This is a genomic window from Pseudomonas sp. CBZ-4 (assembly GCF_000346755.1).
Classification (GTDB): Bacteria; Pseudomonadota; Gammaproteobacteria; order Pseudomonadales; family Pseudomonadaceae; genus Aquipseudomonas.
In genome coordinates, this window is the sequence record NZ_ANNV01000053.1 from 27,467 (window position 1) to 38,837 (window position 11,371).

Sequence of the window (11,371 nt, forward strand, 5' to 3'; positions counted from 1 at the left end):
GCGCCTGAAAGGGCTTCCGGTCGGGGTGAAAAACTAAGGGATTTGGCGGGACGGAGGTGACATGGGAAGCGGGGACAAGGGGAAATCGGTGCCGCGCCGAGGTTATTCGCACGCCCCCAACTGCGGCACCAGTTGAATATCCACACGCCGGTTGGCCGCGCGCCCGGCCTCGGTTTGATTGCTCGCAAGCGGTTGGCTCGCGGCCAACCCCTGCACGGCAAAGCAGCTGTCGGCGAGGTCGCCCATGCGTTGCATCCAGTCCCGCACCGCCGTGGCACGGGCGTGGGACAGGGCCAGGTTGTGCTCAAGCGCACCGCTCGCATCGGTATGCCCGGCGATGACGATCAGCCAGCCAGGCCGGGCCTTGATACCGACCAGGGCGTTGACCAGGAGCTTGGTCGAACCCGGTTTCAGGGTTGCGCTGCCGCCCTCGAACAGCGCCAGGCTGTCCAGCCGGATCGGTTCGGGCAGCGGGGTTTCAGTCTGCGCCGGCGTGCGCCATAGCTGCCATCCAGCCCCCATCGCGATGGCGAGTGCTGCGGCGCACAACCACAGGCCCCGGCGCGATGTTCGCGTGACTAAAGCCGGAGGCGGCAGAACCACCACCGGCGCCAACGGTATTTCGCCTGGGACGGCCGGTTGTTCCAAGCGTTGGCTGATCTGGCTGATGTGCTGTCGCAGCGCCGCCAGTTTCACCAACGGCGCACTGAGCTGAGGCGACAAGCACGCCTGCAGTCGCGCCAGTTCGGCGTCCAGTTGCACCAGCACGGCAAGGCCGGGCGACGCCGCCGCCTGGCTGCGCAACAGCAGGTGCAGATGCTCGAACAGCCACTCCAGCAGGCCCACTCGCACCGTCGCCAGCGGCGGCCAGACCCGTGACCATTCAGCGCTCAGCGCCGTGATCAACACCACGCCCTGGAGGACGCCCTCGGGCCCGTAGCGCTGGCCCCGCGCCAGGGTGTAGAAGCAGGCGCTATTGAGCTCTACGCCATGTTCCTTGAACAGCGCCAGGCAGCCTTGCTCGACTTTGGCCCAGTCCACATCAGGCCGCGCAGGATGGCCGAGCTTTGCCATCTCGCTGTGCAAGGCCGTGAACGCCGGGCAGTGGCGTGGGTCGCCACCGACCTGGATATGCATCTCAAACAGTGCCGTCATTCGACCGTCCTTGTCGGTTTAGCGTGACTTTGCCCACGGGCCCCAGGGTGGTGCCGACACTCACGTGCTGCCCGTCTTTCAATTGCAGCGCCAGGGCGTATTCAAGATGCCCCGGCAGCACCTGGGGCAGCAGCTCGATGGCGAGCGCCTCCAGGCGCGGTTCGTACTTGAGCAAGGTGGCGTGCATGATCCCCATCAGGCTGTGGGCCGTGGCGGGCAGGCCTTGCAGGATCAGGCCCATGTCCGGCAGGCCGTAATCGGGCAAATGGCTGAGCGCTCCTGCGCGGCTGTTGAGGATACGTTGCAGGTTGTCCAGGACGGACAGGCTGTACTGGTCGGCTTCGCTGACGTGATGCAGGGGCAACTCACCGGCGAAATGCTGCAACAGCAACTCGTACAGCGAAGGGTTGGCTTCGCCCATGGCTCAGTCCTCCGCCAGGGGCCGCAGGGTCAAGCGGTTATCCGCCAGTTCGATAACCCGCGGCCGATCAGGGTCGAGGTCGGCGCGGGCCAGTGTCAGGCGCCAGCTGTTCGTGCGGGTGTCCGGGCTGCGAAACAGCGCCACTATCGTGACGAACTGTGCCTCTTTGTCCATGGGCACGCTCAGCGGCGCACCCGCTTCGGGCTTGACCACTACCGTGCGTTTGTCCAGCAACGCGCCGGCCAGCAGTTGCGCGTCATCGCCCAGCACGCGGTCGTAGGTCGCTTGTGTCACGGCGGTGTCGTCGCGCAATTGGTAGACCCGCACCAGGGTCGGCACCGACAAGGCATTCATGTCACCGGCATCGGTGTTCAGGGCGGTGCGTGCGCTGAAATCCAGGTGCAGGGTTTTCACCTGCTTGTAGAAAATCGCCTGGGTGGTGGCGGCCGTGCCGTCGGCCACGGTCTGGGCCAACCCACAGCCACCGAGGGGCAGCGCAAGCAGCACCAGGCTAAAAAGAGTACGCGACATGTTGAGTCTCCCGGTTGCAGGGGTTTATCGACAGGCCCTGGTAGCGGCCCAGGTTGATGGTCAGGCGCTGCTGCTCTGGCGCTTGCCAGGCATCAGTGCCCAGGCCCAGCACAGCGGTCATGCCCAGCCGGATCGGCGCCTGCCCCAGCACCGGGACCGGCAGGCTGCGCAGCGGCAGGGTCAGTTGCAGCTTCGCCGTACAGCGCCACCCCAGGTAGACGCGCAGCAGCACCAGCAGATCCTTGTGCAACGGGCCCGCCGGCAACCAGTCATGGGCTTCCTGCGGGTCGTCGGAGTTGAGCACCAGCCGCAACTGGCTGTTGCCATCGCGGGCGACACGGCCGAGGGGCGCTTGCTGGGCCAGGCGTACCGGACGCTGCGGGCAAAGACTTGCGGGCCGCGCAAGCACGATGTCCTGCGGCCAATGTGCGGTGACTTGCACCCGGGTGTTGGGGGCCAGCAACTTGACCAGCGCGCTGATGCCTTCGGCATTGCGCGTGGGCAGGCGCATCACGCTGAGCAAGGCCAGGAAACGCGAGAGCGGCGTGCCGATCTGTTCGGCGGTGCCGGGAATGCCCAGGCCGATAAGGCCCAGCAGGCACTGTGAAGTCGCGTCAACGCCACCCGGCTCAAAGGTGGCCGGGTAGGAGTACTTGCGCCAGATCCGATAGAACTGGGTGAAGATCCGATGGTTGAACATATCCAGGAAGGCTTCCAGCGCCTCGTGCCCGTCACCGCGTTGGGCAATGTCATCCAGATAGGTGCCCGGCAGAGGCGAATCCACCCCGTACATGCCAAGCAGGCGGGTGCGCACCGTGGCCGGGCCTGCGGTAGCAGTTTCAATCCCCCGCAACTCGCCGCCGGGAAAGCCCATGCCCGGGTCGGGCCGAAAGCGCACCGCGTCATCGCCCGGATGCGCCGTACTGCCCAGGGGCGGATGGCCGGGCAAGGCCTGCTCCAGCAACTGGCAAAACCGGTACAGGCTGGCTTCAGCCACTGGCCCGTGCAGCACCTCAAGCAAACCGCTGGCGCTCAGCCGGGAATACGCTGATTGTGGTTCTCGTTCCATCGCAGGCACTTTCCGGTGGGTTGCAGGACCAGCGTGAGCTGGGTGTACAGGTGCACATCCGCATAGAGCGCAAAAAAGCGGTTGAGCATCTCGCCAAACAGGCTGATATCGCCCTCCCCTGAAAAACCGTGGGCATCCAGGACGATTTCGATATCCACGCCGCGCAGCAGGAAGCCCTTTTCAAAGCGCTGCACCAGGTGATGACGGACCTCGGCAATCGCCGCCAGGCGCCGCCGGTTCAGCTCGCTGCCCGTCCAGTCATAAAGCGCCAGTGTTCCGCGCAGCACTTCGGCGTTGTCGAGCATCGGCAGGAAGTTCGACCCCAGGTGGCTGAGCACCCGCCAGTGGAAACGGTCGCGGTTCGGCGGATAGCAGGGCATGGTCGGCGCACACAGGTTGCGCACGCGCACGCCGGCCTGGGTGGATTGAGTCACGGTGTCGAGCAAGGTGTTTTGCAGGGCCTTGCGGGGCAGTTGGCCGTGGGTGCCGGTGAGGCGCAACGACAGGCTTTTGTGGGCCAGCAAGCGGTCTTTGTCGAAGCCTTCGCCGCCGAGGATCAGCCAGGTGTCGTGCAGGCCATTGGGCGCGCGCTTGAGGCGCGCATGGAAATACCGCTCGGGCGCTTCGTCGCGCAACATGCCGCCCTTGTGGCGAAAGCTGGTGAACGGCACGTAGTCCTCGCGCTCGGCGTTTGCCGAGACGGTGACCCGATCCACCGAATAGATTTCCGTGTGGCCGTCCTGGACCCGCATGGGGCGCAGCAGGTAGTCGGTTTGCAGCGGTGCCAGGGTCAGCGGGTCCGCTTCCAGTGCAAACAGATTGATCACCGGCACGGCGTGCAGGCGGATATGTTCGCTGTTCAGCTCGAACGTGGCAGGCCAGGGCTCGCGCAATACCACTTCCAGCTCGAACCAGGCCACGCCCGGCGCGATCTGCAATTGCTCCAGCCCGCACAGGGTCACGAACATGAACTTCTCGCGAAAGGCGAAGTACTCCAACAACAGCTGGTAGCCGCTGAAGGCGCTATCGCCCTTGGGCCACAACCGGTCCTCATCGGCAAACCCCTTGGGGCTGAAATGCCCGGCCAGCGGTTGACGTTCGGTCTGCCCCGGCCAACGCACATACAGCCCTTGGACATTGAGGGTCAGCGCCTGATGCAGCGCGCTGGCCAGCGGCGCGTCGGCGTTGAGGTACAACGGCAGGCGACTCAGGTCGATCTGGCTCCAGTCGCTTTGCGGCCCACAGGCAAACCGCAGGCGCAGACGTGAGCGGCCGTCGGCGTCGTAGCCGCGTCCGACTGCCGTCAGGGCCAGCGGCCGCAGGGTCAGGTCCTGGGTGGTGGTGTAACGACAACGAGTGCGATGAGGTCCAATCGGCTGCGACAGCACTTCAAAGCCCTGGGCGATGGCTTCACTGCGTTTCATCTGCTCCAGTTCGGGCACCAGTTCGATCACCGACAACGACGGAATCGTGCGCAGGTAATGCGGCCACAACAGACTGACCAGGCCTTCGGTCAGTTCCGGCAGATCGTCGTCGAGCTTTTCCCGCAGGCGCCCCATCAGGAACGCGAAGCCTTCGAACAGGCGCTCCACATAGGGGTCCTGCGCGCCTGGTTTGTCCAGGTTGAGCTGCGCTGCCCGGTCGGGAAACGCGTCGGCGAACTCCTTGCCCGCCTCGCGCAGGTAGCGCATCTCGGCATCGAAGTAGCGCAGTGTCAGATTGTCCATGTCCATCGCTATCATCCTGATTGTTGACGTTCAGCCACACAGCACGGCGGCGCGCACCGGGTCGATGACCACCAGCGCCGCCAGCAAGGCTTCCATCCTGCGGGCGAGGCTCGGTTTGTCGGTGTCGTTGCGCTGGGCTTTGATGCGCAGCAGTTTGAGCAGTCGCGCCTTGACCTCGAAAAGCAGGTCGGGCTCCCACTCGGCCAAGGCCTGGCGTTGCGCGCAGGCATCCAGTTCACCCAGCAGATGGATGGCCAGGTCGCCCTTGCCGTGTTGTTCGGCGACACGCGCCATCAGCAGGCGCAGCAGCCAGCGCTGGCGTCCGGTCTGAATCCCGGGACGAGCCGCGAGCCAGGCCAGGGCCTGGTCCACGCCGTCGCTGTCGGCCTGGGCCAGGGCCTCGCTTTCCAGCAGCAGGATGTCGGCGGCATCCGCCGTTGGTGCGACGGGCGCAACCGGAAGCCAGGCCTGGGGGCGGTTGCCGCAGACGTGCTGGGCGATCCACTCGCGGGTGGTCTCGTCGGCGAACGGGCTGGCGTCGCTCCAGCGCAGGTCTTCCAACCCCGGCAGGCGCTCAAGGAACATGCCCAGGTCACGCTTGGCAATCTCCGCCCAGCCATCCTGGGGCGGCGGTTGCCGGCTCAGGGCCTGGTACAGATACCATTGCAGATCGAGCCAGAAATGGTTCACGCCCTCGGCGTAGATGCGCTCGACCTGATCGAGCAGCTCGGTCCAGCCTTGTTGCAGGTACAGGCGCTTGAGTTGGGCGCGATAGTCGCCACGCGGCGGCGCCAGACGGGTGTTGCCACTGGCCTCTTGCGGGGGCGCCTGATGCACCGTGTCCCAGCGCAGGCTTTTCATCAGGCGGTGGGCGGCCAGCCAGCCCTGGGGTTGCTCACGAAGGTAGGCGGCCAAGGCGCGGCCGCTGTCCAGCAGGTCGCGGCCGGACTTGATCATGGGTGCGGGCGACGCCGGACTGGCGCTGTTCTGCGGCACCAGTGCGTCCATGCCACCGGACTGCGCGAGCCGGGCAGTCAACGCCGCATACAGCGGGCCCAACATCGGCCGCTGCGCCTGCGGCCACGCACTCACGCCCCGCTCCAGCCAGGCCAGCGCCGCGGCGGTACGGCTGGCCTCGGCCTTGACCACTTCCGGGTACAGCAACAGCGTGTCCAGCACCTTGGCGCTGGCCAGCCATTCCAGGGCCAGCTTGCGGCTGTTGCCGCGCGCGGGCAGCACCTCGGCGCCGAAACGTTCCACCAGGGCCGCCAGCAAGCAGAGACCGTCGGCCAGCCCGGCTTCGCCGTCCTGCTGCAAGCGCGCCCACAGGTAATACGTGGCCACGCGCAGGTCCTTGCAATGGTGGAGCAACAGGTTCTGCGCCAACTCGGCAACCTGTTCGGCATCCGCCCCCGAGAGCTTGTTGACCTCTTCGCGCATGTGTTGGAAGTCGTCGTTATAGGCCGGGTCTTCACCAACGGCGCAGCCGGCATTGATCGGCAACAACCAGGGTTGCCAATGGCCCGCCTCGGCCTGGGCGATGGACAACGCGTCACGCTCACCCAGGCAGCGATCGATCAGGGTACGCAGGTTCATGGCTCGCTCCCGTTTTGCGCATAAGCCGTGTCCATCCCCTGCTCGCCGAGAAAGATCTGCCGGGGCAATTTAAACCCTCGCAACTTCAGCAATGCCAACGGCCCCGCCTCCAGTTCGGTGCGCAGGTGCCAGACCAGATTCAAGCCATCCGGCGCCTTGAGCACCACGCGGTAGCGGCTGTCGACATCGTCCAGCGGCGTGACCTGGGCTTTTTCCAACAGGCGCAACAGGCCCCAGGTACCAGGGTAATCGCCGAACAAGCGTTCGCCGGTATGCACGCTGGTCCAGCTCAGGCTGGCGCCGGGATAGTCACCGCGCCCCGGCCAGTTGAAGCGCTGCCAGCTTTCCTTTTGGTTGAAATAATCATGTGTCTCGCCATTGAGGATGAAGCGGGTTTGCACCACATCGCGCACCGGCTTGCCTTGCAACTCGAAGCTCAAGCCCATGCCGCCATCGGTGTAGAGCACGTCGGCCAGATCGCTGAGCTGGTTGATCGCACTGAGGAACTGCGGGTTGAAACGCAGGCCCTGGCTGTGGCGTGGGTCGGCCAGCCAGCGGTTGCCCTCTTTGCGCAATACGCCGCTCAATTGCTGCTGCAAGAACTGTTCGATGCGCCCGGAATCCGCGCGGATCATCTGCCCGAGCATGGGCAAGGATGAATCGCTGGCGGTGGCCGCAAACGGATAGCGGCTGGCAAACGCGCTGTCCCAATGCTTGACGATGGAGCGTTGCCATTGGCTGTTGAGCCCTGCAGCCGAGGGTTGCAGCACACGCTGCCAGGCTTGCTCAAGCGGCTGCACAAACAAGGTTTGCGCCACGCCGCCCCACTCGGCGCCAAGGCTGGCGGCCAGCAGGCTGCCGTAGGACTGGGTGTCGGTGAGGTCGATGCTGCGGCCCTGGAACACGCTTTGTGCCAACGTTTGGGTCATTTCCAACGGATCGGGTGCGGTGCTGACTTGCTGCAGTTTCAGGCGTACCCGGGTCACCCGGGTGAGGAAGGTTTGCAGGCTCAAGCCATCATCGTTGCGCTTGTCGAGCAGTGCCAGGAGCGGGCCGAAGGTTGCGTCCAGCGGGCTGCTGGGGACATCGGCCATCTGGTCGATCCGCGGCGCGTTGTCCTGCCCGATCAGCTTTTGTGCGGACTTCACCAGAGAGTCCGCCAAGGCTTGCGTCCGCGCCCCTGCCTGCCCTTGGTAAGCGAGGGTGTTCATCAGCGCAATCAGCGGCGACTGGCGCACATCGCTCATCAGCGTCAACTGATCGATCACCTCATCAAGACTGCCCGCCGCCTGCCAGCGCAGACTGTTGAGCATGTCCACCCAGGCGCTGGCGTAGTCCTGGAAATAACGCTCGGTGAGGCGCTCGCGCAGTTGCGCCGGGCTCAACCGGGAATCAAGGTTGGCGGGGTTGTCACTGAGTACCCAGTCGGTCTCCTCACGCCGCGCCTCGGCGACGCTGTCAATGGCGTCGCGCACCTGCCCTTCCCAGGCCTGGCGGGTAAAGACGCCGGGCACGCTGGCGTCGGTGGCGAACAGTGCGAAGGCATCGGTGTCACCCACCAGTTGGTGCAGGCCCAGGGCGGGATAGTGATGGGCGGCGTCGTCGAGGACTTGCTGGTAGAGGCTGGCCTCGGCGTTGCGTTGGCCCAGTTGGAGCAGTAGGAGCTGCCGGACTTGCGCGACCAGACGGGGGTCGAGTTGGATGCGCCAGGATGGATTGGCGGGCAGGTGCTCGGCATAGAACTGGCGCAGGCTGGGCGGCATGCCTGGGGGTGCAAGTTCGTCGAGGGTTTTGAGCAAGAGCGCGGCGTCGGTTTTTTCGGGGCGCGCCATCATCAGGTAGGCCTTGAGTTGGGCGTAGGCGTCCTTTGTGCGCTCGGGGTTGTCCGGTGCCGGTTTGAGCAGCGCAGTGAGTTGCTGGTGCAGGGTGGCGGCCAAGGGATCGCGGATCAGGCGGTTGTTGGCTTCGACGTAATGGGGCCAGAGGGTTTCCAGCAGTGGTTGATTTTGATTGAGGCCGAAACGGTGGTGCCAAGGCGTGCCGTGGGCGGCGCGGTAGTCCAGGCGGGCCAGTTCGTGGACTAGGTTGTTGAGGGCTAGCAGTTGGGCGTCGCCTTGGGGAGTGCTTTGCAGGGTGTGGAGAACGGTTTGTGCGCGGGTGATCTGCGTGCGGTTGTGGGTGAAGGATAGGAGCAGGCCTGCGGTCCACAGAAGGGTCAGGGATAGGGTCAGGGTGTAGGCGATTCGGTAGGCGCCCCAGCCCAGTCGGCGTTTGGTGGGCTTGTCGTTGACAACGCCTTGCCAGGCGTTATCCAACTCAAGACTGCTCTCGGTAGGCGGCAGCTGCGGGCTGAACCAGAGGCCGCGCAATGGCACGCCTCGGGAAAATACGCCCAGCAACGGGGTCAGGGCCTGGCGCCAACGGGCAATGCCTTCAACCTGCAAGTCCCGGGACAGGCGGAGGAGGAAGTCATGATGAGAGGCGTCCTGCATCTGCGCCAGGCCGGCGCGACGCAGAGGGTCGAGCAGGTTTTCCAGGTTGCTTGCCAATACCTCGGGGGTGAGGCGTGACGGGAGCAGGCAGCCGATGGGTTGGCGATTGCGGGTGGGTTGGGGAAATGGGGGGGTGGTGATTTGCCAGAGGTGTAGGGGGAGGTGCCAGTGTAGATCGCTGGCCAGGCGTTGCATTTGCCGTGCGCCCTCGCCCATCACGGTGTCATCGGTAAGCTGGGTTTTGTTCAGCGCCCAGACCACACCGTCCAGCGCGCGCCAGCGGCATAGCCCGGTCCATTGCTGAAGGATAGGCTGATCCAGCATCTTCTGAGCACTGCCGCCCCACAACAGCACGGTTCCTTGCCCTTCCAGGCATAAACGGCTGGCCAATGTCGGGGCGATGGCGTGGACTTGATCAGGCTCGCCGATGACCAATAACAGGCGAACTCTACGACGCCAGAACACACCATGCTGATCACGCAAGCGGTCACGTAAGGCCGAAACGTCAAACGCTGGTTGCCGAGGCACGCTGACTTTTTGTTCTGAGGGGGCGTAGACGCTATCCGCCTGCCCTCGCGCGCGGTGGCCTTGCCGTTTCAGATGTGCCAGCACCCGGGGCAGCAGGCAGGCTGCTATGACGATGATGATGAGCAGCAAAAGAACCAACAGCTTATGGCGGTTCTCGACCAGGCCTATCGGCGTACCGAATCGCCAGATCAGCCAGACAAGCACGGCCAATAACGCAATGATCCATATTGCAGCGCCGGCGCGGCGCCATGAATTGCTCGATACGTTCATGCCAACTCCCCTGTGCTGACAGTACCCACCCAATACCGCGACGCGTCTCGGGCCAACACCAACAAAGGCCTACGCTGATGCCGGGCTACTTCCACGCCAAGCGCGGTCACCAGCCAGTGACCGAGCGGCCCAGGTCGACCGCACAGGTGTTCCAGAATCCATTGCTGCTCCGCTTTGAGCGATGCGCCCTGCGTGCTTGTGGCCGCCAGCACTTTGCCGATCAGTGGCTGCCAGCCCGTATCGTCGGCCAAGAGGCCGGTTGCCTGACAAGCCTGTACCTGGGTTTCGAGGAAGAACGAAAACTCGCGGTCCGGTGCATCGATATCCAGTGGCATTGGCCGTAACAAGCCAGCGGTTATCGGCAACTTCAACGCGTGTGCCAGGCTGTCCGGGCATAGGAGCAGCGCCGCAAGCCCGTCGGAATAAGCGCCCTTGCCGTGCACCTGAAGGACCAAGAGCAGGTCAACGGCGGCACTGGCGGCCTTCAACGTGTCATCGCCCCAGCGGTAGGACAATTCGCCGGCCACGGTGACCGTAGCGGGCGCAGTCCGACTCATCGTGCTGCGCCAGAGCCGCTGCCAGTCACTGCGTAAGCCATCGTACTGAGCGGGAGCAACGTCACTCAGCAGGGTCACCCGCAGTTCTTGCTCCAGCGGCAATGCCTCAAGCGCGGGCGCGATGGCCTGAATCAACCGCTGCAATCCGACCTGGGCCCGCTCCGCCCGCGCGGGCAGCGCCGCAATACGCAGGGCCTGCCCTGTGCGAGGGGGCAAGCCAGAGGAAGAGCGCAGCATTACACTGGCCGATACTTGATCCGGCAGCAGCACACAACTCGCGGACACCGCCAGGTAACGCTGTGCCCAGTCCTGCCAGGATCGCTGAGCGTTTTGTGCCTCGTCTTCCAGAAACCGGTAATGGCTCAACGCGCTGCCGTAGGTATAGGCCTTTGCACCAAACGCCAGGGTCCAGGCCAACAGCGGCGCAGCGGACAAAGACCAGATATCAAGGGTTTGCAGTAACCACAGGCGTTCGGCGGCATGCAGCAAAAACAGCAGCACACCCGCCAGCACCGCCACGATTGCCGCGAACACCCAACGCCCCAACACAGGCGGCACTGGCGCTTTCACCCCCAAAGGGGTCCGACGATCCCAGCCCATGACTAGAGAACCCCACAATCAGGCGCGCTGGAGATAACCTGGCAACCGCACTCACTCCGACAACCGTTAACCACCATCGCCCGCCCCTCTTCGGACCAGTCCGGGCAACCTTCGACAATTCGATTGACGCCATGTCCGGGTAGCGGGCAACGCACTTCATCACCAACCAATGCTGCTCGCTTGCCGTTGACGATGGTGGTGGAGGAAGCCGATATCACTTCTCCGCCGTGGGTCGTCTTATCACCCAATAAAACCAGTCCTTGTGACATAAGGTTTGAACTCCGTGGATCAAACAGTGCGTTTAAGTTGGCACGAGTAATTTCAGTCTGCTTCTGTGGGGGAAGTACTCACCATTTCCGTTCGGGAAACTGAACTTCGAGTGGTGGGTGGGCGCTGTCCGGCAAAGGTTGTGTGCGCCCCGAAGG

At 64.4% G+C, this 11,371-nt stretch carries 9 protein-coding genes; all 9 read right to left on the reverse strand.

Going from position 1 to position 11,371, the window contains the following annotated elements; all coding sequences use genetic code 11:
* Nucleotides 1-102: 102 nt before the first annotated feature.
* The 9 genes from B348_RS0106920 to B348_RS1000000130735 are packed head-to-tail and all read right to left on the reverse strand — an operon-like array spanning nucleotide 103 to nucleotide 11,215.
* Nucleotides 103-1,155 (reverse strand): OmpA family protein, encoded by a 1,053-nt coding sequence (locus B348_RS0106920; RefSeq protein ID WP_017735412.1) that lies wholly within the window; start codon nucleotides 1,153-1,155, stop codon nucleotides 103-105.
* Nucleotides 1,139-1,576, reverse strand: coding sequence for a type VI secretion system baseplate subunit TssE (gene tssE / locus B348_RS0106925; protein ID WP_017735413.1), 438 nt, complete (start codon nucleotides 1,574-1,576; stop codon nucleotides 1,139-1,141). Before tssE ends, B348_RS0106920 begins: the two co-directional genes overlap by 17 nt.
* A gap of 3 nt (nucleotides 1,577-1,579) precedes the next feature.
* The gene (gene tssJ / locus B348_RS0106930) at nucleotides 1,580-2,107 is read right to left on the reverse strand and encodes a type VI secretion system lipoprotein TssJ (RefSeq protein ID WP_017735414.1); all 528 of its coding nucleotides are present in this window, start codon (nucleotides 2,105-2,107) and stop codon (nucleotides 1,580-1,582) included.
* Nucleotides 2,088-3,176, reverse strand: coding sequence for a type VI secretion system baseplate subunit TssG (gene tssG / locus B348_RS0106935; RefSeq protein ID WP_017735415.1), 1,089 nt, complete (start codon nucleotides 3,174-3,176; stop codon nucleotides 2,088-2,090). The genes tssJ and tssG overlap by 20 nt, the downstream gene beginning before the upstream one ends.
* Entirely contained in the window at nucleotides 3,140-4,909 is a 1,770-nt protein-coding gene (gene tssF / locus B348_RS0106940; protein WP_017735416.1) for a type VI secretion system baseplate subunit TssF, read from the reverse strand. Before tssF ends, tssG begins: the two co-directional genes overlap by 37 nt.
* Before the next feature lie 24 nt (nucleotides 4,910-4,933).
* The gene (tssA, locus tag B348_RS0106945) at nucleotides 4,934-6,499 is read right to left on the reverse strand and encodes a type VI secretion system protein TssA (RefSeq protein ID WP_017735417.1); all 1,566 of its coding nucleotides are present in this window, start codon (nucleotides 6,497-6,499) and stop codon (nucleotides 4,934-4,936) included.
* Nucleotides 6,496-9,789, reverse strand: coding sequence for an ImcF-related family protein (locus tag B348_RS0106950; protein WP_050558307.1), 3,294 nt, complete (start codon nucleotides 9,787-9,789; stop codon nucleotides 6,496-6,498). Before B348_RS0106950 ends, tssA begins: the two co-directional genes overlap by 4 nt.
* Nucleotides 9,786-10,904, reverse strand: coding sequence for a hypothetical protein (locus B348_RS0106955; protein ID WP_017735419.1), 1,119 nt, complete (start codon nucleotides 10,902-10,904; stop codon nucleotides 9,786-9,788). Before B348_RS0106955 ends, B348_RS0106950 begins: the two co-directional genes overlap by 4 nt.
* Nucleotides 10,905-10,948: 44 nt before the next feature.
* Nucleotides 10,949-11,215: a PAAR domain-containing protein gene (locus B348_RS1000000130735; RefSeq protein ID WP_081609206.1), complete on the reverse strand. Its 267-nt coding sequence runs from the start codon at nucleotides 11,213-11,215 to the stop codon at nucleotides 10,949-10,951.
* Nucleotides 11,216-11,371 lie beyond the last annotated feature (156 nt).